Consider the following 24,177-nt stretch of genomic DNA (forward strand, 5'->3'; position numbering starts at 1 on the left):
TCAGCTCAGGCTGATTCGCGGCACCTGGCGCGCGGCCCCATCCGGCAGCGCCAAGGGCTGCGCCAGGCGAAAGCCGAAGCGGCTGGCGAGCAGCGATCCGGGAAAGGTCTCGCAGCGATTGTTGTAGTCCATCACCGCATCGTTATGGGCCTGACGCGCGTAGGCCAGCCGATTTTCCGTGGAGCTCAGCTCTTCCATCAACTGGATCACCGTCTCGTTGGCCTTGAGCTCCGGATAGGCTTCGCTCACGGCGAACAGCCGCCCGAGAGCGAAGCCGAGCCCCTGCTCGCCCTGCTCCAGGGCATGCAGCGCGGCGGGATCCTCCGGCCGGGTCTTGGCCTGATGCAGACCGGATTGCGCCTGCTGGCGCGCCACCATCACCGCCTGCAAGGTCTCGCGCTCGTGCTGAAGATAGCCCTTCACCGCCTCCACCAGATTGGGGATGAGGTCGTGTCGGCGAGTGAGCTGGACATCGATCTGGGCGAAGGCATTGCGATAGGCGTTACGCGCCGTGACCAGGGCGTTGTAGAGGCTGATCGCGAACAGACCGATGGCGACCAGGGCAGCCAGCAGGAGCAGCAATTTCATCGAATCGTCCTTGAAGGTGGTGAGAGTGCCAGTCTAGGAGCAAGCCGCGCCGATCGCTGTTCAGCGCGACGGATGCGGCGGTTGAGGGGATGGCTGGTGGAGCATGGGCCGACCATCGCTGCTCAGGGCGAGGATGGCGCGCCCGTGTCGGTCGGGTGCCGTGGCGCCGAATCCCCCTTGCGGCTGTGCTGCACCTCCACCAGCAGGGCGTCACGCTCCTGGCGCATCTGGGAGAGACTGGTCTGAGCTCGGGTCAGCTCTTCCTGCAGCCGCTGGGCCTGGGCCTCGGAGGCGCGCAATTCCCGATTCTGCGCGCGCAGCCCGGTCACCACCTTGTGCGCCCGGGTGAGCCGCATGACCATGTTGTCCACCTTGAGCTCCAGGGCTTCGCGGTGGGACAGCAGCTCCTCGACGTAGGGGTCGTCGCTTTTTTTCCATTCGGGGTAGTTTTCGTCGTACACCTCCTCCGGTCCCTCGTCGAAGAGGTCGACGTTGCGGTTCGCCGCCGGGCCGGGGCTGACGGGAAGAGGTGGCGGCTGGGTATCGGCAGGCGGATTGACGATCGCCTCGGGGAGGGCCGGCGCCTGCGCCTCGCCGGCCTCCTCGCCCTTGGCCGCGGCGTCGCCGGCGAAGTAGCGCTGCCACAGGAGAAACACCACCAGGGCGATCAGCAGGATGTTGCACAGGGTTATCAGGACGAATCCCCAATCCATCAGCTGTGCATGACTCATCTGCCGCTCCGCTCTCTTCCGGTGATAGGGCCTGGGTGCCAAGCGAGGCCGCACGCCTACCCTGTCGGCGGCGGCGCCTCTCTGCAGCTGATTTGAATACAGTTGTCAGCCTAAAGCATTTTCATCAGCCAGGCGGCGCCCGAGTGGGGACGAGTTGTCAGGCACGAGGATGTGCGAGATTTTTCAGCGGGCGGCAGAGGCGCTACAGGCTAGGGCCGCGCGGGAAAATCTGGGCAAAAAAAAAGCCCGACGCTGGGCGTCAGGCTTGGCGGCGGGCGATGTTGGGCTTCGCGGGGCTCAACCCAACCTACGGGACGAGGTAGGTTGGGTTGAGACGGCTTTATCGTCGAAGCCCAACAAGCAGCCCAGTCGGCTCCCCTACGCCAGGCTCTTGCTCACCACCTCGTAGACGTCGCTGGACAGCTCGCCGCTGGCCAGGATCCGCTCCAGCTCGGCGCGCATCAGCGCCTGGCGCGCGGGACCGTACTTCTTCCAGCGGGTCAGGGGCGTCAGCAGGCGCGAGGCGATCTGCGGATTGAGCCGATTGAGGGTGATGATCTGATCGGCCAGGAAGCGGTAGCCGCTGCCGTCCTCGGCATGGAAGTTGACCAGATTGCTGTTGGCGAAGGCGCCGATCAGCGCCCGCACCTTGTTGGGGTTTTTCAGGGTGAAGACCGGGTTTTCCATGAGTGCCTGGACGCGGGCCAGGCCGCTCGGCAAGGGGCTGGACGCCTGGACGCTGAGCCAGGTGTCCATCACTAGCGGATCGGCCTTGAACTCCTCGAAGAAACGCGCCAGTACCTCCGCCTTTTCCTGCTCAAAACCGGAGTTGACCAGGGCGCTCAGCGCAGCCAGGCGCTCGGTCATGTTGTCGGCGTGCTCGAATTGCTCCAGAGCGGCGTCGCGCGCCTCCGGCTCTTCCAGCAGCATGAGGTAGCCCAGCGCAGCATTCTGCAGGCTGCGACGCGCGATATGGTCGGCGCTGGCCTGGTAGGGCGTGGCGCGCGATTCCTCCCGAGCGCTGCGATAACGCTGCCAGAGCACGTCGCGCAGGGCCTCGGCGATGGTCCGGCGGGCCTGGCGACGGGCACCGTGGATGGCACCGGGATCAGCCTGCTCGGACAGCTCCACCAGATAGGCCTCGGACGGCAGCGACAGCATCTCGGCGACCATGGCCGGATCGAGGGACTCATCCGCCGCCACGGTGCGCAGGGCCTCCACCAGACGGGTGTCCAGCGGCTGGCCGGCGATCATCTCCTGCAGCACCTGCACCGCCAGTTGCTGGCCAGCATCCCAGCGATTGAAGCCGTCGCTGTCATGCTGCATGAGGAAGGTCAGCTGCTCGCGGCTGTAGGGGAAGCTGAGCTTGACCGGGGCGGAGAAGCCGCGCAGCAGCGAAGGCAGCGGGCGCTCGGGCACATCGACGAAGGTGAAGGTCTGCTCGGCCTGGGTGACCGACAGCACCCGGTCGGTACCCTGGGCAGCGGCTTCGCCTTCCAGGCGCAGGGGCAGCTCGCGACCCTGACCATCCAGCAGGCCCAGTTGGACCGGGATGACGAAGGGTTCCTTGGTCGGCTGGCCTGGGGTGGGCGGGCAGCTCTGGCGGAAGGTCAGGCGATAGGTCCTGGCCGCCGCATCGTACTGCTCGCTGACCGCCAGGCGCGGGGTGCCCGACTGGCTGTACCAGCGCTTGAACTGGCTGAAGTCGGCGCCGTTGGCGTCTTCCAGGGCCTTGATGAAGTCGTCGCAGGTCACCGCCTGGCCATCGTGGCGCTCGAAATAGAGATCGGTGCCCTTGCGGAAGCCCTCCGGCCCCAGCAGGGTGTGCAGCATCCGCACCACCTCGGCGCCCTTCTCGTACACCGTCAGGGTGTAGAAATTGGAGATCTCGATGAAGTGATCCGGACGCACCGGGTGGGCCATGGGGCCGGCGTCCTCGGCGAACTGGTTGGTGCGCAGGAAGGCCACGTCCTCGATGCGCTTGACCGTCGGCGAATTCATGTCGGAGCTGAAGCCGGCGTCGCGGAACACGGTGAAGCCTTCCTTGAGCGACAGCTGGAACCAGTCGCGACAGGTCACGCGGTTGCCCGACCAGTTGTGGAAGTATTCGTGGGCGACGATGGCCTCGACGCGCTGGTGGGCGGCGTCGGTGGCGGTGCGCGGGCTGGCCAGCACGGCGCTGGAGTTGAAGATGTTGAGCCCCTTGTTTTCCATGGCGCCCATGTTGAAGTCGTTCACCGCCACGATCATGAAGATGTCCAGATCGTATTCGCGGCCATAGGCCTCCTCGTCCCAGCGCATGGATTTCTTCAGGCTGTCCATGGCGTGCTGCAGCTTGCCGATGTTTTCCGGCTCGACGTAGATACGCAGGGCCACGTCGCGGCCGCTGCCGGTGCGGTAGCTGTCTTCCACGCACCAGAGGTCACCGGCTACGAGGGCGAACAGATAGGCTGGCTTGGGGAAGGGATCTTCCCAGGTGGCCCAGTGCCGACCACCCTCGGTGTCACCGCTGGCCACGGGGTTGCCATTGGAGAGCAGGATCGGGTACTTGGCCTTGTCGGCCTCCACCGTGGTGGTGAAGACGCTCATCACGTCCGGACGATCCAGGTAGTAGGTAATCTTGCGGAAGCCCTCGGCCTCGCACTGGGTGCAGAACATCTTGCCGGAGACGTACAGCCCTTCCAGGGCGGTGTTGCTTTCCGGGTGGATGCGCACCGAGGTCTTGAGCACGAAGGCCTCGCCCTGCGGCTGCAGGGTCAGGCTGCCCGCCTCGACCTGGTAGTCGCCAGCGGCTAGCGCCTGATCGTCCAGCGCCACCGCCAGCAGTTCCAACTCCTCGCCATGCAGCACCAGCGGCGGCAGGCCGGCGCCGCGCATCGGATTACGCTGCAGCCGCAGTTCGGCGTGCACCAGGGTCTGGTCGTCGTGCAGCTCGAATCTGAGGCGGGTTTCCTCGATGAGGTACTCGGGCGCCTGGTAGTCCTTGAGGTAGATGGTCTGGGGCTGGTCGGTGCGCATGGGTTTACATCCTTACTCGGAAACGGACACGGCCAGCTGATAGGCCGTGTACTTGCGAATGTTGATCACGCCGGTGTCGAACATCAGGTATTGACCCTTGATGCCCAGCAGCGTGCCTTCCACCACGGGGGTCTTTTCCAGGTCGTGGCTGACCACCTTGGTGGGATAGACCGTGACCGGATAATGGATCTCGATGGGCGCCATGTCGACCACCGGCTGGATCGCCTGCAGGCCGAAACGGCACTGGAGATCGTCCAGGCCCTGGGCGCAGGCATCGAAGATGCGCTCCCGTACCGCCACCAGGTCTTCCGGCGCGGCGACGCCCTTGAGCATGGCGCGCCAGTTGGTGCGGTCGCCCACCTGGCTACGCAACACGTCCTCCACCAGGCCGGACTGCTGGCGGGTAGCGACCCTCAGGATCGGCAGCGCCTGATAGGCGCCCTGGTCGATCCAGCGGGTGGGCAGCTGGGTGGCGCGGGTGATGCCGACCTTGAGGCCCGAGGAATTGGCCAGGTAGACCACGTGCGGCACCATGCAGTGGGCTTCGCCCCACTCCGGCTGGCGGCAGGTGCCGTGCTCGTAGTGACACTTTTCCGGACTGACGATGCAGCTGTCGCACTGGGCCAGGGCGGTGAAGCAGGGATAGCAGTAGCCCTGGCTGAAGCTCTTGCGGGTCTTGCGACCGCAATGGGTGCAATGGATGGCGCCCAGGTATTCGAGGCGCACGCGGCGGCCGATCAGCGGGTTGACCGGCACCTCGCGCTCATCGAGGCGGAAGGCATAGTTGACGGGGTCGGCCAGGGTCACGGCCATCTTGCGCAGGGCGCCACGGCCCAGTTCGGTCATCACGGTAGGAATTTCTCGATCTCTAAAAGACGCGAGGTGCCTCTTCGTCACCAAAGGGCACCTCGTCGGGTAGGGCGTAGTCGATCAGTGAATGGCGTCGGACTTGAACAGGATGTTCTCGATGGGCACCGACTTGGAGGCGCATTCCTGAGGGCCCATGTAACCGGTCCGCTGGTCTTCGGGCAGGTGCTTGGCCTCGTAGGCGATCACCGCCTGCAGACAGAGCTCGACCTGGTCACGACTGAGTTTGCGGCCGTCGGGCCACTTGCCGATCTCCACGGCCAGCTTCAGGCCGTCGTAGATATCGGGGGTGATGTTTTCCAGCATCTGGGCGAAGGATGTCGACATGGGTCGCTCCGGACTCTAGTGAACCGCCAGTTTACCGGGCTGCCCGCCGCGGTGCACCTGGCCTGGCTCAATGGCGGTCATAGGGTGTGTTTCGGCTCGGGGCCCGGAGTCGCGGTAGGTTGGGTTGAGACGGCTCCATCGTCGAAGCCCAACGGTGGCGATACCGGATTGGGCTGTTGGGCTTCGCTGCGCTCAACCCAACCTACGCGGGTGCGTATGCCGTCGCGTGGAAAACGGCGCAGCCTCTTTCTTCGAGTAGTTCGAGGCAAGGGTCGCCTTGGCGGACTGGCACAGCAACGAAAAAGTTTCTCGACCTCAGCGCTCGGCGAACGCCAAGATCACTTTGCCACGGTGTTTCGCTGCTACCAGCCCCCCTGTTCGAGGTCCAGAAGACCGCCGGCGTCCAGCGCCTTACGCGTCTGATCCCACGCCGTGTTGCCCAACGTGCAACGCCGCTGAACCCTGGCACCCCGCCGCCATCAGAGCAGGAGGCCTTTTCTGGAGACCCCATGCCTGCCTATCACCCTCTCATCCTTGCCGGTGTCGAACTCTGGCTGCTCGCGGAAAAGGCGATCTACTGGCCGGCGCGCCAGGCGCTGCTGGTGGCGGACATCCATTTCGGCAAGGCCGCGGCGTTTCGGGCACTGGGTCAGCCGGTACCCCACGGCACCACAGCGGGCAATATCGCGCGACTGGACAGCCTGCTGGCGCGCTACGACTGCCGCGAGATCATCTTTCTCGGTGACTTCCTGCACGCGCCGGAATCCCGCGCGCCCCTGACCATGGACACCCTGGAGCGCTGGCGGGAACATCAGGCCCACCTGCGGCTGCTGTTGATCCGCGGCAACCACGACCGCCGCGCGGGAGATCCACCGGCCGCCCTGGGTATCGACGTGGTAGCTGAGCCGCTGGAACTGGACGGCCTGTCGCTGCAGCACGAACCCGATCCCCATCCGCGACTGCCGGTGCTGGCCGGACACATCCATCCGGCGTTTCGCCTGCACGGCCGCGGTCGTCAGGCGCTACGCCTGCCCTGCTTCTGCCTGGAAAACGATGAAGTGCTGATCCTGCCGGCCTTCGGGGACTTCACCGGCGGGCACCTGCTGGCGCCCGATCCGGCGCGACGGATCTTCGTGGTAGGGGATGGCGGTATCTGGCCCCTGCGCTAGGTTCTGTACGAAAAGTGCCTACGCTCGGTGATACTTCGTTGAAAAAGGCCTGGATCGCCAGCCCGGTCGGAATGCTCATTTACCGCTCGTGAACTCGAGCGCGAGTCCGATCCGCTTCCTCAGCCTATTTCGCCTCGCCTGACCTTCGCTCGTCGACTTTTCGTACAGAACCTAGAACCAGATACCCTGGAGATCAGCCCTCTTCGGTGATCCCGGTGATGGTGATGCCGTGCCGCTCCAACAAGGCTACGGTAGGTTCGTCGTAATCCCGCGGGACCTCGCTGTCATCGTACTCTTCCAGGGCATCGTCGCGGACGATCTGGGCGACCCGCTCCATATCCGGCTTCTGCTCGGCTTCGGTGGTGACCACCGAGGTGTTGCCGTCAACGTTGCTGTAAGCAATTTTCCACTTCGACATCTCAGGACTCCTCACACGGGAACAAGGCTATCGAGAGATTAGAGGGCCAGACGCCCAGTAATTCGCCCTAACGCGGACGAAAGACGATATCCAGCAATCCGGCCAGGGCACCATCGGCGCAATCGGCCACGGCCAGCGCCTCGCGGGCCTGCTTGAGGTGACTCTGCAACTGGCGTTGAGCATGGTCGCGGCCGAGCAGGCTGACCAGGGTGGACTTGTCGCCATCCTTGCCGGCGTCCTTGCCCAGGCCCTTGCCGTCGTCGAGATCGTCGAGCAACTGGAAGGCCAGGCCCAGCTGGCAGGCGAAGACGTGGAAGGCTTCGCGCTGCGTTGCGCTGGTGACCAGGGTGGCACCCGCCATGCCCATGGCCGCGGAGAACAGCGCTCCGGTCTTGAGCTGGTTGGTGAGGGCGATGGCATCGGCCGGACGCGTCTGGCGACCGCCGTGCAGGTCATGGTACTGGCCGCAGACCAGCCCGGCCGTACCGACCGCATCGGCCAGCTGGCAGACCATCTGGGTCCGGGTTTCCGCCGGCACCCCGGCGAGGCCGGCGACCAGCCGCAGGGCATGACTGAGCAGGGCCACCGCCGCCAGCATGGCGACGTCTTCGCCGAACTCGACATGCAGGGTCGGACGGCCACGGCGCAGGCGCGCATCGTCCATGCAGGGCATGTCGTCGAGGAACAGGGAGGCCGCGTGCACCATTTCCACCGCGCAGCCCAGATCGAGCACGGCTTCGTCGGACTGACCCAGGTCCTCGGCGGCCAGGACCATCAGCAACGGACGCAGTCGCTTACCCGGGGCCATGACCCCACTGCGGATGGCGGCGGCGACCGGATCGGTCCCGGCTGGCAATAGCTCTGCCAGACGCTCGTCGATACGGGTACGCTGCCATTGCAGCGAAGCGGCAAAATTGTCTGTCGCGTTCGGCACTAATACGGTCGCCATGAGTCGAGATACTCCATATGTGGAACCGACGAACGGTCGCACCTCGGTGGATTAGGTCTTCGCAAAGCGAACCCGTCGTCCCCTACCAGACCACAACGACCGACGAAAGGTCATTCAGGGCGGACTCTAGAAGACATGGTGGATTGGGAACTGGCAAGCCGCAAGAACGATCATCTGGACATCGTGCTGGATCCCCACAAGGCCCGCAGCGCCGTCACCACGGGCTTCGACGCCTATCGCTTCACGCACTGCGCCCTGCCCGAACTGAATCTGGACGAGATCGACCTGGGTACTCGGCTGTTCGATCGCCCCCTGGCCGCGCCCCTGCTGATCAGCTCCATGACCGGCGGGCCAGAGCGGGCCGCGCTTATCAATCGCCATCTCGCCGAAGCGGCCCAGACCTTGGGTATCGCCCTGGCGGTCGGCTCCCAGCGGATCGCCCTGCAGCAGGGTGGCGACCAGGGCCTGACCGGCGAATTGCGGCGCCTGGCGCCGGACGTACCCCTGCTGGCCAACTTCGGTGCCGCCCAGCTGGTGGCCGGTTATGGCCTCGACGAGGCACGCCGCGCTGTGGAGATGATCGAGGCAGACGCCCTGATCGTGCATCTCAATCCCTTGCAGGAAGCCGTGCAGGCCGGTGGCGATCGGACCTGGCATGGCATCCTCGGCGCGCTGGAAAACCTGGTTACACATCTGGCCGTGCCGGTCGTCGTCAAGGAAGTCGGGGCCGGCCTTTCGGGCCGGGTCGCCCGGCAACTGCTGGAAGCTGGCGTAGCGGTGCTGGATGTCGCCGGGGCCGGCGGCACCAGTTGGGCCGCGGTGGAAGCCGAGCGCGCCCGTGACGAGCAGCAGCGTGCCATCGCCCGCGCCTTCGCCGACTGGGGCATTCCCACCGCCGAGAGCCTGCGCCAGGTGCGCGCGGCCTGCCCCGCGGCGACGGTGATCGCCTCGGGCGGCATCCGCGACGGCATCGACGCCGCCAAGGCCATCCGCCTCGGCGCGGATCTGGCGGGCCAGGCCGCCGCGGCCCTGCCCGGCGCCACGGAATCCACCGAGGCAGTGATCGCTCATTTCCAGGTGGTGATCGAACAGCTGCGCATCGCCTGCTTCTGCACCGGCTCGGCCGATCTGGCCAGCTTGCGCCAGGCCGAGTTGCTGGACGCCACGCCGCTGCGGTGCCCATAGTGGCCGACACCCGACCGGACGCCGCCATGCATGTCGCCCTGATCTCGCCGCCGCTGCCCAGCCATTTGTCCACCCATCTGGTGCTGGGCGAGGCGCTGGTCGCCCTCGGCCACCGGGTCACCCTGTTGCACCAGATGGAGGTGGGCGATCGGACGCTCCCATCGGATATCCAGTTTCAGGCGATAGGTGCGACCAGCCATCCGCGTGGCAGCCTGGGCCCCTTGCTCGCCCGTACCGCCAGCAGCAAGCCCTGGTCGGTGTTCGGGGTGATCGCCGACATGGCACGCAATACCGAATTGTTCTGCCGCGAAGGCCCGACCGTCCTGCGCGACCTGGGTGTCGACTGCCTCATCGCCGACCAGATGGAACCGGCCGGTGGCCTGCTCGGTGACCACCTGGGCCTGCCCTATGCCTCGCTGGCCTGCGCCGTGCCGATGAATCGCGAGCCCCATCTGCCGCTGCCCACCCTGCCCTTCGCCTATCCCGGCACCGAGCGGGAGCGGCAGATCGTCCAGGGCGCCATCCAGGTGTTCGACCTGATGATGCGTAGCCAGGGCAAGGTCATCCAGCGCCAGGCTCAGGCCTTCGGCCTTGGCGACCGGCGCACTTTCGACGACTGCTTCTCGCCATATCTGCAGTTGAGCCAATGCCTGCCGGGCTTCGACTTTCCGCGCCGCGCGCCGCCACCCCACTTCCACGAGGTCGGGCCGCTGCGCTCGCCGGCAGTGCGTGAGCAACGGCTGGAACTGGAGATCGATCCGCGCCGGCCCTTCGTCTTCGCCTCCTTCGGCACCTTGCAGGGTGGCCGGCTACCGCTGTTCCGCCGCATCGCCCAGGCCTGTCGCCAACTCGGCGTCCAGGTGCTGATCGCTCACTGCGGGCGGCTGGACCCCAGCGCCGAGCGGCGTCTGCTGGACGATGGCGCTACCTGGGTGACCGACTTCGCGCCCCAGGAAGCGGCCATCGCCCGCGCCGATGCGGTCATCACCCATGGCGGCTTCAATACCGTGCTGGACGCCCTGGCGGCCGGCAAACCCATGCTCGCCCTGCCCATGGTGTTCGACCAGCCCGGCATCGCCCGCCGCCTGGAGCGGGTCGGCGCCGGCATCTGCCTGGCACCGCGACTGGCTAGCAAGGCCCGCCTGACCCAGGCCCTGGGCGCGGTGCTGGCCGACCCGGCCTATCGCCGGGCGGCCGAACGCTTCGTGCCCATTACCCAGGCGGCCGGCGGTGTCTCGGCTGCCGCCCGCCTGGTGGATGGCCTGGCCCGAAGAGGGCTCGATCGTGCGTCCTGATCTGTTGATCGTCGGCGGCGGCCTGGCCGGTGGCCTGCTCGCCCTGCGCCTGGCAGAGACGCGGCCAGAACTGGACTGGCGCCTGGTGGAAGCCGGCCCACGCCTGGGCGGCAACCACACCTGGTCCTTCCACGAACCGGATCTCACGGCACCGCAGCATGCCTGGATCGAGCCCCTTGTCGCCCATCGCTGGCCGGGCTACGAGGTGCGCTTCCCCAAGCGGCAGCGACAGCTCGGCAGCGGCTACGCCAGCATCAGCGCCGAACGTTTCCATGAGGTGCTGAGCGCGCGCCTGCCGGCCGAGCGCCTGCTGCTGGGCCGTGAGGTGCTGCGCCTGCAGGACGATGGCGTGGTGTTCGCCGATGGCTACACCCTGGCCGCCGGCGCGGTGATCGACGCCCGCGGCCCGCGACCCGATCCGGCGCTCTGGCTCGGGTACCAGAAATTCCTCGGCCAGGAGGTGCGCCTGGTTCGCCCCCATGGCCTGGCCGAACCCATCGTGATGGACGCCACCGTCGATCAGTTGGACGGCTATCGCTTCGTCTACAGCCTGCCGCTGGCCCCGGATCGGCTGCTGATCGAAGACACCTACTACGCCGACGGCGAAAGCCTGCCGGTCGAACGTCTGCGCCAGCATTTGGCCGACTACGCCCGCCAACAGGACTGGGAAATCGCCGAGGTGCTACGCGAGGAACAGGGCGTGCTGCCCATCACCCTGGGCGGCGATCTCGACCGCTACTGGGACAACGTCGCCGCCGGGGCGCCCATCGGCCTGGCCGCGGGCCTGTTCCACCCCACCACCGGTTACTCGCTGCCGGAGGCGGTGCGTCTGGCGGAGCACCTGGCCGCCCAGCCCTTCACCTCCAGTGCCGTGCTGCGCGACACCCTGCGGCAGTATGCCCAGGGGCGCTGGCGGCAGCAGGGCTTCTTCCGCCTGCTCAATCGCATGCTCTTTCTCGCTGGCCGCCCCGAACACCGGGTACGCGTCATGCAAAGGTTCTACGGCCTCGGCGAACCACTGATCCAGCGGTTCTACGCCGGCCGCCTCACCGCCTTCGATCGCCTGCGCATTCTCTCCGGCAAACCGCCGGTACCGCTGAAACCGGCCCTGGATGCCGCGTTGGCGCGTCCCCCTCAGTTCAAGGAAGCACCATGACCCAAGGTAACGGGCCCAAACGGGCCATCGTCATCGGCGCCGGCTTTGGCGGTATCGCCCTGGCGATCCGCCTGCAGTCGGCCGGCATCGCCACCACCCTCATCGAGGGTCGCGACAAGCCCGGCGGTCGTGCCTATGTCTATGAAGACGCCGGCTTCACCTTCGATGCCGGCCCCACCGTCATCACCGATCCGTCGGCGCTGGAAGAGCTGTTCGCCCTGAGCGGCCGGCGGATGAGCGACTATGTGGAGCTCCTCCCGGTCAGCCCTTTCTACCAACTGTGTTGGGAAGACGGCACCCGCTTCGACTACGTCAACGACCAGGCCCGGCTGGACGAGCAGATCCGTGCCCTGGAACCGGACGACGTGGCTGGCTACCAGCGCTTTCTGGCCTATTCCCAAGCGGTGTTCGAAGAGGGCTACCTCCGTCTCGGCGCCAAGCCCTTCCTCAAGGTCGGCGACATGCTCGCCGCTGGCCCCAAGCTGGCCCAGCTCACCGCCTGGCGCAGCGTCTACACCCAGGTGTCGCGCTTCGTGAAGAGCGAGAAGCTGCGCCAGGCGCTGTCCTTTCACACCCTACTGGTGGGCGGCAATCCCTTCGCCACCTCCTCGATCTATGCGCTGATCCATGCACTGGAGCGCAAGTGGGGCGTCTGGTTCGCCAAGGGCGGTACCCATCAGTTGGTCCTGGGTCTGCTGAAACTCTTTAGCGACCTCGGTGGCGAGCTGCGGCTGAATGCGCCGGTGGAACGCATCCTCACCGAAGGCAATCGCGCTACCGGCGTCTGCCTGGCCGATGGCAGCCAGATCCCGGCCGACCTGGTGGCCTCCAACGCCGACGTGGTGCACACCTATCGCAAGCTGCTCGGTCACCACACCCATGGCGTGGTCGAGAGCAACCGCCTCAAGCGCAAGAGACACAGCATGTCGCTGTTCGTCATCCACTTCGGCCTGAGCCAGCCGCCGGTGGGTCTCGAACACCACATGGTCTGTTTCGGCCAGCGTTATCGCGGTCTGATCGACGAATTGTTCAAGGGCCCGGGCGTCCCGGACGATTTCTCGCTCTACCTGCATTCGCCCTGCGTCACCGACCCCTCGCTGGCGCCACCCGGCCAGAGCGCCCACTACGTGCTGGCGCCGGTGCCGCACCTGGGCAATGCCGACGTCGACTGGAGCGTGGAAGGCCCACGCCTACGCGACAAGATCCTCGCCTATCTGGAAGAGCGCTACATGCCGGGCCTGCGAGCCAATCTGGTCACTTCGCGCATCTTCACTCCAGCCGACTTCCGCCAGGAGCTCAATGCCCACGTCGGCTCGGCCTTCTCCCTGGAGCCCATCCTCACCCAGAGCGCCTGGTTCCGCCCGCACAATCGCGATAAGGTCATTCCCAACCTCTACCTGGTCGGCGCCGGGACCCATCCTGGCGCCGGCGTTCCGGGCGTGGTGGGCTCGGCCAAGGCCACCGCCAGCGTCATCCTCGAGGAGCACGGTTAGCCATGACTGCCACCCATGACGTCGTCGACCACGCCGAGCAGAGCATCGCCGTCGGCTCCAAGAGCTTTGCCGCGGCCGCCAAGCTGTTCGCACCCGAGACCCGCGAGAGCGCCGTGCTGCTCTATGCCTGGTGCCGCCATTGCGACGATGTCATCGACGGCCAGGAACTGGGTCATGGCCAGGTCGAGGGCGACCGCCGTGGCGGTCGGGATCGCCTGGTCGAGCTGGAACGGCTGACCCGCGCCGCCTATGGCGATGCGCCCCTGCAGGATCCGGCCTTCGCCGCCTTCCAGCGGGTGGTCAAGCGCCACGGCATCCCCCTGGCCCTGCCGCTGGACCACCTGGCCGGTTTTCGTATGGACGTCGAGGAGCGCGTCTATGTGGAACTGGAAGACACCCTGGAGTACTGCTACCACGTCGCCGGCGTGGTCGGGGTGATGATGGCGCGCATCATGGGCGCCGAAGACGAGGAGACCCTGGATCGCGCCTGTGACCTGGGCATGGCCTTCCAGCTCACCAACATCGCCCGCGACATCGTCGAGGACGCCCGCATCGGCCGCATCTACCTGCCACGGTTGTGGCTCGACGAGCTCGGCGTGCCGGCCGAAGAGCTGGCCGACCCCCGCCATCGCGCAGCGGTCGCCCAATTGGCCGAGCGGCTGGTACGTCTGGCCGAGCCCTACTACGATTCGGCGCGCCAGGGCCTCGCCGCCCTGCCCCTGCGCTCGGCCTGGGCCATCGCCACCGCCCGTGGCGTCTACCGCGAGATCGGCGTGCAGGTGCTGCACCTAGGCGCCCATGCCTGGGACCAACGCGTCAGCACCAGCACCGCCGACAAGCTGCGCCTGGTCTGCCGCGGCGCCGCGCGCGCCATGCTTTCCCGGCACCAGCGCGACGAGCCGCGCCCGGCCATGCTCTGGACCCGGCCGCGCCGCTGACGCCAGCGATTACGCTTCGGTCACATTTGCGTGCATCTCGGGGATGCCCAACAGCAAACTTTTATGCGATAAACGGGTCGGATTAAAGCGACCCATCGCGGGCCGCGGATGGATGGATGCCTGAGCCAGAGCGCTGCATCCGGTAGTCAGCCTACGAGTATGGGATTTGCACATGCACAAGACGGAAACGGCTGTTTCACACGATCGCTTCGCTGCCTCCTCGTCACTACTTGCCCTTGGCCTTTCCGCTAACGCGCAGTCCGGTTACAAGCCAGAATTCTTCAACGCCACCCAGTGGCGTACCCTGGTCGCCCTGTGCGCTCATCTGCAGGCCGACAGCCAGCAGGCCGATGCTCGCCTGCCCGAATTCATCGATCGCCACATGCTCACCCCCTACGCCCATGGCGACCGCTCCAACATCGTCGATCCCTTCGACGAACAGGCGCAGGTCCAGCAGGGCGCCAATCTGCGCGACCTGCTGCGTGACGGTCTGGCTGTGGTGGATAGCTATTGCACCGAGCGACTGGGTGCCGGTTTCGCCGACCTGGCGGCTGGCGAGCAGGCCCAGGTGGTCACCGCCGCCGAAGCGGGGACCCTGAATCCGCCGGCCAAGGAATTTATCGATCTGCTGCGCAACGAGAGCGAGCGCAGCCAGTACGCCCATTCGCTGTTCGCTGCCTACGACGACACCCCCGCCGTCGCCTGACCCCGGTTAGCGCCTCCCAGGAGGCGCTTCCGCTCCCGCCTAGTCCATGCCTTCCTGCACCTGATCCCGGGCCTTGCGCTCACGCGAGGAATCCAGGGCGCCGCCGTGTATCTCACGCAACTGCTGTTTGAGCTGCTGGGTGGTTGGCGCCAGCAGGAAGCCGAAGGACACGCAGCCGTCCTTGCCGTCCACCGCATGGTGCATGCGGTGCGCCTGATAGAGCCGTTTCAGATAGCCGGTGCGCGGCACGTAGCGGAACGGCCAGCGCTGATGGACCAGGCCATCGTGGGCGATGAAGTACAGCAGGCCGTAGAGGGTCATGCCGGCGCCGATCCATTGCAGGCGCCAGTAACCGGCATTGCCCAGGGCGATCAGCAGGATGGCGAGGCCGGCGAAGACGACCGCATAGAGGTCGTTCTTCTCGAACCAACCCGTGCGCGGGCGGTGGTGGGATTCATGCCAGCCCCACCCCCAGCCGTGCATGATGTACTTGTGCGACCACCAGGCGAAGGCTTCCATGCCAGCCACGGTGGCCAGCACGATTCCCGCATTGATCAGTAGCTCCAACGTTACCTCCGCACCCACCTGCTCAGGACGTCGCGACCGGCTCGGCCAGGGAGCCGGCGGTCTCGCCCAGCAGGGGCGAATCCACTGGTAGATAGACCTGCAGGATACCCGGACGCACCTCGAATCTCACCCGGTCGCGCTTGACCGGTTCGCCATCGAGATTCATGTCCAGACCTTCGGCGGCTTCCAACTCCACCCAGGGCAGGCGCGCGCGGATGAACATTTCTTCGGTGCTGAAGCCTTTGCTGAGGAATTCGCCAAGGGTACCGAGCACGTCCTGGGACGCCGGCAGGATGCCCACGTCGAGCAAGCCATCGTTGACCACGGCGGTGGGACAGAGCACATGGCCACCGCCCGCCTGACGACCATTACCGATGCCCAGGGCGAGGAATTCACCTTCCCACTCGAAACCCGGCCCGCGGAAATGGCCGTGGGCCGAATGCACCTCGGCGAAGCGGGTCAGGCCGGTGAGCAGATAGGCCGCCCCGCCCAGCAGGCGCTTGAGTTCACCCGGGGTATTAGCGGTGACCTGGGAGCCGAAGCCACCGGTGGCCATGTTGAGGAACAGTTGACCATCCGCCGCGACCAGGTCGATGGCGCTGGTCGGGCCGTCCAGCAGCGCCAGGGCCGCCGCGGGTTCTACCGGCACCCCTGCTGCGCGGGCGAAGTCGTTGGCGGTGCCCAGCGGCAGCAGACCGAGGCACGCCTGGCTGTGGTTCTGGGCCATGGCTTCGGCCACCGCGCGCAGGGTGCCGTCGCCACCGGCCGCGACCAGGGTGCCATAGCCTTCGCGGGTCGCCTGCTCGACGAAGCGCGCCGCATCGTCTTCTTCCCAGGTTACCCGCACATCGATGCGATGACCGGCGGCACGCCGCTCGAGAATGGCCTCTCGAACGTCCTCGTTACCGGTTTCCTTGCCATTGAGAATGACCAGGGCTGCGTCAGCCAGGGTGCCTGTCGTCGTCATGTCTGTCGTCCAAGGTTGGCGCTGCGCGGCGAGATGCCGCGTCAGGTACCGGGCAGAGCCCGGCGTGCGATTCTGGAGACTAGGACTGTGGCCCAACGGCCACGTTCAGTCCTGACGATCGGTTGGCTACGCCTTGAGCAATTCCGCGAGGGGAATGAAGCGCACCAAGTCACCGACGGCGAAGGTGCGGTCCTCGCGGATCTCCACCAGACCATGGGCCCAGGCCGCGGTTTGCAGCACATTGGAACCCTGGTTGCGATGGGGCACCGCCCGGCCATTCTCCAGGCGCGCGCGCTGGTATTCACGGCGCGCCCCGGCTCGCGACCAGTCGAAACCCGCCGGTACCTCGACGCTCAGCGGCGCCACGTCGATCTTGCCGGCCCGGCGCAGCAGATAGGGCCGCGCCAGCAGGCCAAAGGTCACCAGGGTCGAGGCGGGATTGCCCGGCAGGCCGATCAGCGGGATACCGCGGAAACGCCCACAGGTCAGCGGCTTGCCCGGCTTGAGCGCCAGCTTCCACAGGGTCAGCTCGCCCTCTTCGCGCAGTGCCTGGCCCAGATAGTCGGCCTCCCCCACCGAGACGCCGCCGGTGGACAGTATCAGATCGGCCTGCAGCGAGCCGAGCCGCTGGCGGGTCTCGGCGAGGTCGTCCGGCAGGATGCCCTGGTCCGAGACCTCGCATCCCAGCCGCCGCAGCCAGCTGATGAGCAGGGCACGATTGCTGTTGTAGATCTGCCCCGGTCCCAGGGGCTGCCCAGGCGCCACGAGTTCATCGCCGGTGGACAGGACCGCGACCTTGGGGCGGCGAAAGACGTCCAGCCGGGCACGCCCGAGGGACGCCGCGACGCCCAGTTCCACCGGGCCCAGGGCAGTACCGGCCGACAGGACCTCGTCCCCCACCTTGACCTCGTTGCCGCGGCGGCGGATGTTGCGCCCCGCTCGCAGTTGCTCGACGAAACGGACCCGGCCGTCGTCCAGCACCTCGGTGTTCTCCTGCATTTCCACGCAGTCGGCACCCGCTGGCACCGGCGCGCCGGTAAAGATGCGCGCACAGGTGCCTGGCTCCAGCGGCGCCGGTGCCTGGCCGGCGAAGATACGCTGGGAAACCCGCAGCGGCTCGCCCTGCCAGTCATCCAGGCGCAAGACATAGCCGTCCATGGCACTGTTGTCCCAGGGCGGCAGGTCCAGGTCGGCGATCAGCGGAGCGGCCAGGATGCGCCCGTCGGCGTCTTCCAGGGCGACGCGCTCCTGGGGCAAGGGACCGTCTTCGGCGGCCATGGCCAGCAACCGCGCCAGGGCCTCTTCCAGCGACAGCAGGCTCATCCGCGCGGCCCGCAGGGTTCGGCCTGCTTCAGATGCGGCACGAAGTTGCAGGGGCGATGACGGTTGTCCAGCTGCTCGGCGAGGATGCCGTCCCAGGCGGTGCGGCAGGCATTGGTCGAACCGGGCAGGCAGCAGACCAGGGTGCCGTTGGCCAGACCGGCCAGGGCACGGGACTGCACGGTGGAGGTGCCGATGTCGGCCACGGAGATCTGGCGGAACAGCTCGCCGAAGCCGTCCACCTGCTTGTCCAGCAGGCAGGCCACGGCTTCCGGGGTGCTGTCGCGACCGGTGAAGCCGGTGCCACCGGTGATGAGCACCACCTGCACCTGGTCTTCGGCGATCCAGTGGGCGACCTGGGCGCGGATCCGATAGAGGTCATCCTTGAGCAGCACGCGGTCGGCGAGGAAGTGGCCGGCGGCCTGCAGGCGGTCGACGAACAGCTGACCCGAGGTATCGGTCTCGAAGGTGCGGGTGTCGCTGACCGTGAGGACGGCAACGTTCAGCGGTACGAAAACCGCCTCGGCTTTATGGCTCATCTGCTTGGGTTTCCGAAGAGTGCGAAAGAAAGGGTGCAGCGGAAGACCGCTGGACGGGCAGCGGGTTTCCCGTGGGTGAGGTGACCAGGGGTGGCTAAGGCCAGGAGGCGAGCGCTCCGGCAGGGAGGCTCGCTGTCGGCCACCAGGGTCAGGGAAGACATCCGCGCGGGCTGCATAGTGACAGCCTAGAGGAAAAGCCGACGCCCCTTCAACCCGCAGGGGCGCGACCGGCCATGGCTAGCGCTGGCGTTGTTCGCCCTCGGCGTGGCTGTCCCACTTGATGGGGCGCGGATCGGCGATATCGTTGGCGTCCTGGCTGAAGCGACCATATTGCGGCGCGATGTCCGGATCCTCTTCCCAGGTCGCCTGCTGGGTGAAGGTGCCGGCCTTACGATCGAAGGTGAGGAAGTGCCGGGCCGTCTTGCCACCCCAGTCCGCAGACGGCAGCGAGATGAAATCCACCTGGTACTTATCGTCGGTCAGTTGGCCATGCACCACGTAGACGCCATAGTGCTCCTCGCCCGGCGAGATGATCTTGTAGACGCCATTGCTGTAGTAATAGAGGGTGGCGTCGGGATAGGGCTTCTTCTCGTAGAGCTTTTCGTAGAACAGCTTCTGCCGGATGGTCGGCTTGCCGAAGGTGACCTTGATCGAGGGCGGTTCGCCACCGCCCGCGCCAAAGGCGGGCAAGGCCGCCAGGGCCAGGGCGGAAAGCAGCATCGTCTTCATCGTTTCCAAACTCCTTCTGGGCAGGGACTCCCCTCCACCAGGCGGAGAGGATCAAAGGTGTCTAGTACGCCCCTTTGCAGGGCACGCCCGAGTCTAGCCCAGGGCTGCTGCCCGAACAAACCCCGCCAGAGCCGGCAGCCAGGGCTTAAACCGGGCTAGGATGGACGCCCGCTTCCCACGTCCTGACACTCGAGGTCTTTTGCATGTCCCTCCTGCCCGCTTCCATCCTGATCCTTGCCGGCGGGCGCGGCCAACGCATGGGCGGGCGCGACAAGGGCCTGGTGGAATGGCAGGGCCAGCCGCTGGTGGCCCAGGTGCAGGCGGCGGTGCGAACGCTGACCGATGACCTGGTGATCTCCTGCAACCGCAACGCGCCGCGCTATGCTCAATGGGCCGACCAACTAGTGGCCGATGACCAGCCGGACTTTCCCGGCCCCCTGGCCGGCATCCTCGCCGGCCTCGCCGTGGCGCGGCATGACTGGGTGCTGCTGCTGCCCTGCGATGCGCCCCGTATCGATGCCGCCCTCGCCCGGCAGCTGCTGACCGCGGCCCAGGCGAGCGACGGCCCGGTGATGGCGCGCCAGGGCGGCTACTGGCAACCGCTGTTCAGCGCCCTACCCCGGCGCCTGCTGCCGGCGCTACGTCAGGCCTGGGCAGGCGGCGAGCGCAGTCCGCGTGGGGCCCTGCTGCCGCTGGGCCTGACCGCGGTGGATTTCGCCGAAGACGATATCCGCCTGGCCAACTTCAACGATCCCACAGCCCTGGAAAGCGCGATCCGACCCTAGGTTCTGTACGAAAAGTCGACGAGCGAAGGTCAGGCGAGGCGAAAAAGGCTGAGGAAGCGGAGTTTACGAGCGGTAAATGAGCATTCCGAAGCCTTTTTCAACGAAGCATCACCGAGCGCAGGCACTTTTCGTACAGAACCTAGCGACCCATCGAGCCAGAGGGTGTGACTCACCGGTTCCCGGACGAACTTGACCCCGCGCCAGCGGTCCTAAGGCCGCTTGGTTGCCAAGAAAGGAGACCGTCACATGAACAAGCACCTGTTCCCCGCCGCCCTGTTGGTCGTCGCCAGCACCCTGCTCGCCGGCTGCTCCACGCCCAGCGTCATCACCCTCAACGATGGCCGCGAGATCCAGGCCACCGACACGCCGAAGTACGATGACGACTCGGGCTTCTATACCTTCAAGCAGCTCGACGGCAAGCCGACCCGCATCAACAAGGACCAGGTTCGCACCATCAAGGAGCTCTGATTCCTGCCCGGCGCGATTTTTTTACCTAACCCCTTGTGCTTGCATGAGTTTTAGGTAGAATGCGCGCCATCCATTACGGAGCGTAGCGCAGCTTGGTAGCGCGTCTCGTTCGGGACGAGAAGGTCGCTGGTTCGAATCCAGTCGCTCCGACCAATCTGATCCGCCAGGATCACCCCAAGGCCCGCCTAGTGCGGGCTTTGTTGTTTCTGGGGTTTGGTTGTCCGCTTGGATCGCCCAGCTCCGCTCTCCTGAATCGACGGTTTGCGACCGGGAACGCCTAGAACCTGTCCTGCCATACTGCTCGACGAAACGACGGCAGCCGCCGCGCCAGCCGACGTGGATCCGCCCGAGCAGACCTTGCTTGTGCTTGACCTCACGACCTACGAGCTGACCGGCCGGGCAACAAGCGTCCTCGCGCTGAACCTCCAGCGGGCCGGGGCCCAGGCGCTGCTCGAGCAGCAAGGCCAGCAGCGCAGCGCCTACTCTTCCTAGCCAGCGACAGGCCACCTACGGGCGGCCTTTGCGTGTCCGGCCGCCGAGGGTCACGTCGACGCGCTACGCGCCTTGCAGGGAGTCTGCCTAGATCAGAGGGGTCGGCCTGCTGAATGCATAGCGGCAGGAGCGTCACAGGCTGCGGAACCGACTGACTGCACCGATCACCGCACCCTGGCCAGCGAAAGGCCAAAGGCGGGCGGCATGGAGGTGTCCGGGCAACCGGTCCTACACCTTGGCCGCCAGGGGCCGCGCCGGAGGGCTCTGCACCCGGCGCGCGCCGTCGTCACCCCGCCACGCCTGCGGGCTAAACATGTCGCTTTTTCTGCACCCCTGCATCAAGCCTAGTGACGCGGTAGTACTGGTGCGCCAAAAGGTTTGAATGACTCCAGATTGCCTGCGAAACCTTGCAGCTAGCGCAAGCGGATCTCCATGCCAACACTAGCCATCAATCCAGCTGTCAAAGTCAGCATCGCTTGAATTAGGCCTCGGAATCGCTTCTGGCGATACGATCATGCTAGGCATTGAGACGCTACCGCCGAAGATCATCGCCGTGCGCCGGGGAAGCCCAGTAATACGCTTCAGTTCTCTTCGGTCAGACCACTCTGAAGCCGCCGAAACAGCCGCAATATCCTTTTCAGATGTCAACCTAAACACGACCCAATTGTTGCACTGAGAAAGAACAGTAGGCGATATTTCAGATGGGCGCTGAGTACTAAGCCATAGCGCCAACCCAAATTTCCGACCTTCCTTTGCAAGCCGCTCATAAGCTAGAGAAGCCCCCATATTGTCTTCTACGGATCCCGTAGGACGCATGTAGTGGTGCGCCTCCTCCAAAACCAACAAAGTAGGGATTTTCTCATCCTGACCTCGTTCAAACAGCTCATAAGCATAAAGCTCCAAAAGGGAACCTAATACAAAAGGCGAAAGATCTTGAGGTAATCTTCGAAAATCAATTACATGGATTCGCCAAGTGCTTTCGTGAGTACCAAAAAGCTCACCCACAAGCGCCTTTGATTCCTGCGACCAGTTAAGCGGTCGCCCATCCGCTTCACTACCATGAACGTCAACCACCTCACAGAACATCGGATCCTCAACCAGCCGGTTTATTCGAGTTATAAGGGGAGAAATGTTGGAGTAGGCAAATGCATTACGTTCCTGCCCCCCTCCCCTAACAGGCTGAATACCGTGGCTCTCGGCAACGAGCGAAGCCAAAGCGTTCATATGAGGCCAGCAAAGGGCGTCTCGCGCCGCACCTGATCTTATTGCATTGATCTTGGTATGCGCGATATCCGCGCCGATGGGCCTGCAATCACTAAAAAGAGTAGCGTTCTGATCTTCAACTAGGCCTGCCCCTGCTTGGGTAGGAAACCATCTAACCTTGTGCAAATTCTCTAATGCAAATGTCAAAGCCGGGCGCTGAGTTTTTTCGCTCGGAACTAGAAGGCGATGCAACCCATGTCGACCCAAGGCATAGTACGGAATTTTAAATGAACCTGGCTCGCCCCCACCCATGGCAGTCTTTTTCACAGCGCCAACAGGTAATCCCTCTAAATCAAAGGCATTTGTATACTCACCATTTAAATCGAAAATCACTATTCGCGATCGCGGCAATCTTACAAGCTGCTGCAAAATTGCTGCAGTAAAGCAGCTTTTTCCCTGACCAGAGCTTCCTAATACAGCCACATGCCTTGCAACCAGGTCGGTTATTCCGATACTCAAATCACCGCCACCACGCAAATCTCTTCCCAAGCAAACTTTCGGACCAGGCTGTTGATTTCCACACAACACCGATTGAAGCTCATCTAAAACAAGCGGGAATACTTCGACACCCAGAGCGGGAGTCGCAACGCATTCGTTAAAAAAACTTAACTCACCGGAAGCTCTCTCCAAGCGTCCAACAACTACGCATTTTATATTCCTCAACGGATCATTATGCTGTGCATTTGTACCGATACCATAACGATGCGCTTCCCTAGGTTCATCGAAGCTTAAAGACATGACCTTAAGGACTAGCGAATTACTTGCGTAGGGCACAAGCAGCAAGCTGCCAACCTCTGTAACTCCAGATATTCCGTACTGGTGGGATGTAAGATGACCTTTGTGAAGGTCCAGCAAATTTAGGGTTACTTCGACGCCATCAACGCGTACGACGTAGCCAATCGGCATACGACCGTTCACGGAGCAACCTCACGCAGTTGATCTTTCAACGCTTTTGTCAAACGCTGAAGGTTTTCATCATAAATTGCTGGATCAGGTAGTTGGCTGGCTAACGCATCTACATAGGCGCCATTGCCACCACCCACCACGGTAACTCTAGGATTACTTAGCGACAGAATCTTTCTAAGAGCTTTGGGTAGTGCTTGAGAGGTCGCATTGCCATCAAAGCCTGGGAAATAGATCATCACCTGAAGGGTAGGATTTAGTAGAGCAGACCTAATCAGCCTGTTTATATGCTCATCTCCGAAGCTATACCCACAAACTATCAAGGCAGCTTGTGGCTTAGCCATAAACTCTGCAAACCGCCTAAACATCTCACCCAGGACATAACCAACGGTGTCAAAATACTTGGCAGCACGGGGCATAACCATAAGCCCAAGATCTTGAATGTCATCATCTTCAAGAAAAGCCTGAATTTCATCGCGAGCCAAAACCGCAGGAATTTCAAAAATCTCACCACCTTGCGCACACCACGCCATAGATCCGTGAAGTTTTGCAAGATATATATTAAACACACCAAATCTAGCCTCTCCACGCGCCTGGACATTTCTAAACCCCATGTCAAAGCTGTGAGGAGAAAACCTTCTAGAATGAGTACCAAGAAAACCATTGATCACCTGGAGATCAATTGACTCTGCCGCCCATTCGATAGCCAGATCATAGTTAGTTGTAAACACCCACGGCGAAGGCTGAGCAGGCTGACGAGCTGAAACAAGTTTCTGCAAAATCGTACGATGATTAAGCAAGGCCACGTCATCGCTTTCAACGCCTGCTGGTGATTCCCACCAAGAATTTTCCAGCAAAGCAGCTTCAACCACTAGCCGGTATAGGCTTTTGCGAGCATCTTTTAAATCAGCTAGATTTTCGGCAGCTACAACTTCATCAATATCTATTGGATTAGGACCGTTAATTACACACTGCCTGTCCCATTCTATAACAGCAACTTCTAGACTATCGAGAAGCCTTTCCATATTAGGCATCTTTCTGTTGTCTGTTGAAGTTGCGTCATTGTCAACGAATCCAAATGCTTTCAGCCAATTTGCATGAACCTCGAATTCATCTACAAATCGATCCCAAACAGATGCCATAGTCATCCCACCACAAGGCACGGACGCCCCTGCTCCAAGCAGAAGACCTGCGTTTTCCAATCGCAGCATCGCTGCCAGATATGCTTTTAGCTCCAGCTCGTCAGTTATGATTACATTGCCGCGAATAGCTATAATAGGCATTCCTTCTCCACATACAACTTA

23 protein-coding genes and 1 tRNA gene are annotated in these 24,177 nt (G+C 64.1%); 10 read left to right on the top strand and 14 right to left on the bottom strand.

Features of this window, described 5'->3' with window-relative positions; all coding sequences use genetic code 11:
• From NRG74_RS09060 to NRG74_RS09080, 5 genes are all read right to left on the bottom strand, one after another.
• Nucleotides 1–588, bottom strand: a complete 588-nt coding sequence (locus NRG74_RS09060) for a LemA family protein (protein ID WP_257706325.1) — start codon at nt 586–588, stop codon at nt 1–3.
• 122 nt (nt 589–710) lie between these two features.
• Complete coding sequence (locus NRG74_RS09065; protein WP_257706326.1) at nt 711–1,319, bottom strand: hypothetical protein; 609 nt, start codon at nt 1,317–1,319, stop codon at nt 711–713.
• 378 nt (nt 1,320–1,697) lie between these two features.
• A complete protein-coding gene (gene pepN / locus NRG74_RS09070; RefSeq protein WP_257706327.1) occupies nt 1,698–4,337 on the bottom strand; it encodes an aminopeptidase N in 2,640 nt (879 codons plus the stop codon).
• Between the two features lie 12 nt (nt 4,338–4,349).
• Nucleotides 4,350–5,183 (bottom strand): DUF2797 domain-containing protein, encoded by an 834-nt coding sequence (locus NRG74_RS09075; protein WP_257706575.1) that lies wholly within the window; start codon nt 5,181–5,183, stop codon nt 4,350–4,352.
• An 84-nt stretch (nt 5,184–5,267) separates the two neighbouring features.
• Complete coding sequence (locus tag NRG74_RS09080) at nt 5,268–5,531, bottom strand: YeaC family protein (RefSeq protein ID WP_059314391.1); 264 nt, start codon at nt 5,529–5,531, stop codon at nt 5,268–5,270.
• A 509-nt stretch (nt 5,532–6,040) separates the two neighbouring features.
• Here NRG74_RS09080 and pdeM point away from each other — a divergent pair.
• On the top strand, nt 6,041–6,700 hold the full coding sequence (gene pdeM, locus NRG74_RS09085; protein WP_017641805.1) for a ligase-associated DNA damage response endonuclease PdeM: 660 nt from the start codon (nt 6,041–6,043) through the stop codon (nt 6,698–6,700).
• A 193-nt stretch (nt 6,701–6,893) separates the two neighbouring features.
• Here the strand turns inward: pdeM and NRG74_RS09090 are convergent, their stop codons facing one another.
• Both NRG74_RS09090 and NRG74_RS09095 read right to left on the bottom strand, forming a co-directional pair.
• Nucleotides 6,894–7,118, bottom strand: a complete 225-nt coding sequence (locus NRG74_RS09090; RefSeq protein ID WP_017641806.1) for a hypothetical protein — start codon at nt 7,116–7,118, stop codon at nt 6,894–6,896.
• Between the two features lie 67 nt (nt 7,119–7,185).
• A complete protein-coding gene (locus NRG74_RS09095) occupies nt 7,186–8,067 on the bottom strand; it encodes a polyprenyl synthetase family protein (protein WP_093249359.1) in 882 nt (293 codons plus the stop codon).
• A 135-nt stretch (nt 8,068–8,202) separates the two neighbouring features.
• On the opposite strand from NRG74_RS09095, the gene fni reads away from it, so the two are divergent.
• The 6 genes from fni (at nt 8,203) to NRG74_RS09125 (ending at nt 14,840) form a co-directional block, all read left to right on the top strand.
• Nucleotides 8,203–9,252: a type 2 isopentenyl-diphosphate Delta-isomerase gene (gene fni / locus NRG74_RS09100; protein ID WP_257706328.1), complete on the top strand. Its 1,050-nt coding sequence runs from the start codon at nt 8,203–8,205 to the stop codon at nt 9,250–9,252.
• A complete protein-coding gene (locus NRG74_RS09105; protein WP_257706329.1) occupies nt 9,252–10,547 on the top strand; it encodes a nucleotide disphospho-sugar-binding domain-containing protein in 1,296 nt (431 codons plus the stop codon). Before fni ends, NRG74_RS09105 begins: the two co-directional genes overlap by 1 nt.
• Entirely contained in the window at nt 10,510–11,703 is a 1,194-nt protein-coding gene (gene crtY / locus NRG74_RS09110) for a lycopene beta-cyclase CrtY (RefSeq protein ID WP_257706576.1), read from the top strand. The genes NRG74_RS09105 and crtY overlap by 38 nt, the downstream gene beginning before the upstream one ends.
• Nucleotides 11,700–13,196 carry a phytoene desaturase gene (locus tag NRG74_RS09115; RefSeq protein WP_064308033.1) on the top strand — a complete coding sequence of 499 codons (1,497 nt, stop codon included), beginning with the start codon at nt 11,700–11,702 and terminating at the stop codon, nt 13,194–13,196. The genes crtY and NRG74_RS09115 overlap by 4 nt, the downstream gene beginning before the upstream one ends.
• 2 nt (nt 13,197–13,198) lie before the next feature.
• On the top strand, nt 13,199–14,134 hold the full coding sequence (locus NRG74_RS09120) for a phytoene/squalene synthase family protein (RefSeq protein WP_257706330.1): 936 nt from the start codon (nt 13,199–13,201) through the stop codon (nt 14,132–14,134).
• A gap of 172 nt (nt 14,135–14,306) precedes the next feature.
• The gene (locus tag NRG74_RS09125; RefSeq protein WP_017641813.1) at nt 14,307–14,840 is read left to right on the top strand and encodes a gluconate 2-dehydrogenase subunit 3 family protein; all 534 of its coding nucleotides are present in this window, start codon (nt 14,307–14,309) and stop codon (nt 14,838–14,840) included.
• Between the two features lie 39 nt (nt 14,841–14,879).
• Here the strand turns inward: NRG74_RS09125 and NRG74_RS09130 are convergent, their stop codons facing one another.
• From NRG74_RS09130 to NRG74_RS09150, 5 genes are all read right to left on the bottom strand, one after another.
• Nucleotides 14,880–15,407, bottom strand: coding sequence for a sterol desaturase family protein (locus tag NRG74_RS09130; RefSeq protein ID WP_093249373.1), 528 nt, complete (start codon nt 15,405–15,407; stop codon nt 14,880–14,882).
• A 22-nt stretch (nt 15,408–15,429) separates the two neighbouring features.
• Nucleotides 15,430–16,374: a lipid kinase YegS gene (gene yegS / locus NRG74_RS09135; RefSeq protein ID WP_257706331.1), complete on the bottom strand. Its 945-nt coding sequence runs from the start codon at nt 16,372–16,374 to the stop codon at nt 15,430–15,432.
• Between the two features lie 126 nt (nt 16,375–16,500).
• Nucleotides 16,501–17,697: a molybdopterin molybdotransferase MoeA gene (locus tag NRG74_RS09140; protein ID WP_257706332.1), complete on the bottom strand. Its 1,197-nt coding sequence runs from the start codon at nt 17,695–17,697 to the stop codon at nt 16,501–16,503.
• Entirely contained in the window at nt 17,694–18,233 is a 540-nt protein-coding gene (gene moaB / locus NRG74_RS09145) for a molybdenum cofactor biosynthesis protein B (RefSeq protein WP_017641817.1), read from the bottom strand. The genes NRG74_RS09140 and moaB overlap by 4 nt, the downstream gene beginning before the upstream one ends.
• A 237-nt stretch (nt 18,234–18,470) precedes the next feature.
• A complete protein-coding gene (locus tag NRG74_RS09150; protein WP_017641818.1) occupies nt 18,471–18,962 on the bottom strand; it encodes a hypothetical protein in 492 nt (163 codons plus the stop codon).
• 203 nt (nt 18,963–19,165) lie between these two features.
• On the opposite strand from NRG74_RS09150, the gene mobA reads away from it, so the two are divergent.
• From mobA to NRG74_RS09165, 3 genes are all read left to right on the top strand, one after another.
• On the top strand, nt 19,166–19,747 hold the full coding sequence (gene mobA / locus NRG74_RS09155; protein WP_257706333.1) for a molybdenum cofactor guanylyltransferase MobA: 582 nt from the start codon (nt 19,166–19,168) through the stop codon (nt 19,745–19,747).
• 246 nt (nt 19,748–19,993) lie between these two features.
• Nucleotides 19,994–20,215: a YgdI/YgdR family lipoprotein gene (locus tag NRG74_RS09160; RefSeq protein WP_064308028.1), complete on the top strand. Its 222-nt coding sequence runs from the start codon at nt 19,994–19,996 to the stop codon at nt 20,213–20,215.
• Between the two features lie 76 nt (nt 20,216–20,291).
• Nucleotides 20,292–20,368, top strand: a tRNA-Pro gene (locus tag NRG74_RS09165).
• A 780-nt stretch (nt 20,369–21,148) separates the two neighbouring features.
• On the opposite strand, the gene herA is transcribed toward NRG74_RS09165, so the two are convergent.
• Both herA and NRG74_RS09175 read right to left on the bottom strand, forming a co-directional pair.
• Nucleotides 21,149–22,888, bottom strand: coding sequence for an anti-phage-associated helicase HerA (herA, locus tag NRG74_RS09170; protein WP_257706334.1), 1,740 nt, complete (start codon nt 22,886–22,888; stop codon nt 21,149–21,151).
• The gene (locus tag NRG74_RS09175; RefSeq protein WP_257706335.1) at nt 22,885–24,156 is read right to left on the bottom strand and encodes an SIR2 family anti-phage-associated protein; all 1,272 of its coding nucleotides are present in this window, start codon (nt 24,154–24,156) and stop codon (nt 22,885–22,887) included. The genes herA and NRG74_RS09175 overlap by 4 nt, the downstream gene beginning before the upstream one ends.
• Nucleotides 24,157–24,177: the final 21 nt, after the last annotated feature.

This window comes from Pseudomonas oryzihabitans (assembly GCF_024652905.1).
Classification (GTDB): domain Bacteria; phylum Pseudomonadota; class Gammaproteobacteria; order Pseudomonadales; family Pseudomonadaceae; genus Chryseomonas; species Chryseomonas benzopyrenica.

Bases quoted from the DNA above. Each gene is read 5' to 3' on its own strand.
- NRG74_RS09060 (WP_257706325.1), bottom strand. From the start codon at position 588: ATGAAATTGCTGCTCCTGCTGGCTGCCCTGGTCGCCATCGGTCTGTTC.
- NRG74_RS09065 (WP_257706326.1), bottom strand. From the start codon at position 1,319: ATGAGTCATGCACAGCTGATGGATTGGGGATTCGTCCTGATAACCCTG.
- pepN (WP_257706327.1), bottom strand. From the start codon at position 4,337: ATGCGCACCGACCAGCCCCAGACCATCTACCTCAAGGACTACCAGGCG.
- NRG74_RS09075 (WP_257706575.1), bottom strand. From the start codon at position 5,183: ATGACCGAACTGGGCCGTGGCGCCCTGCGCAAGATGGCCGTGACCCTG.
- NRG74_RS09080 (WP_059314391.1), bottom strand. From the start codon at position 5,531: ATGTCGACATCCTTCGCCCAGATGCTGGAAAACATCACCCCCGATATC.
- pdeM (WP_017641805.1), top strand. From the start codon at position 6,041: ATGCCTGCCTATCACCCTCTCATCCTTGCCGGTGTCGAACTCTGGCTG.
- NRG74_RS09090 (WP_017641806.1), bottom strand. From the start codon at position 7,118: ATGTCGAAGTGGAAAATTGCTTACAGCAACGTTGACGGCAACACCTCG.
- NRG74_RS09095 (WP_093249359.1), bottom strand. From the start codon at position 8,067: ATGGCGACCGTATTAGTGCCGAACGCGACAGACAATTTTGCCGCTTCG.
- fni (WP_257706328.1), top strand. From the start codon at position 8,203: ATGGTGGATTGGGAACTGGCAAGCCGCAAGAACGATCATCTGGACATC.
- crtY (WP_257706576.1), top strand. From the start codon at position 10,510: ATGGCCTGGCCCGAAGAGGGCTCGATCGTGCGTCCTGATCTGTTGATC.
- NRG74_RS09115 (WP_064308033.1), top strand. From the start codon at position 11,700: ATGACCCAAGGTAACGGGCCCAAACGGGCCATCGTCATCGGCGCCGGC.
- NRG74_RS09120 (WP_257706330.1), top strand. From the start codon at position 13,199: ATGACTGCCACCCATGACGTCGTCGACCACGCCGAGCAGAGCATCGCC.
- NRG74_RS09125 (WP_017641813.1), top strand. From the start codon at position 14,307: ATGCACAAGACGGAAACGGCTGTTTCACACGATCGCTTCGCTGCCTCC.
- yegS (WP_257706331.1), bottom strand. From the start codon at position 16,374: ATGACGACGACAGGCACCCTGGCTGACGCAGCCCTGGTCATTCTCAAT.
- NRG74_RS09140 (WP_257706332.1), bottom strand. From the start codon at position 17,697: ATGAGCCTGCTGTCGCTGGAAGAGGCCCTGGCGCGGTTGCTGGCCATG.
- moaB (WP_017641817.1), bottom strand. From the start codon at position 18,233: ATGAGCCATAAAGCCGAGGCGGTTTTCGTACCGCTGAACGTTGCCGTC.
- NRG74_RS09150 (WP_017641818.1), bottom strand. From the start codon at position 18,962: ATGAAGACGATGCTGCTTTCCGCCCTGGCCCTGGCGGCCTTGCCCGCC.
- mobA (WP_257706333.1), top strand. From the start codon at position 19,166: ATGTCCCTCCTGCCCGCTTCCATCCTGATCCTTGCCGGCGGGCGCGGC.
- NRG74_RS09160 (WP_064308028.1), top strand. From the start codon at position 19,994: ATGAACAAGCACCTGTTCCCCGCCGCCCTGTTGGTCGTCGCCAGCACC.
- NRG74_RS09175 (WP_257706335.1), bottom strand. From the start codon at position 24,156: ATGCCTATTATAGCTATTCGCGGCAATGTAATCATAACTGACGAGCTG.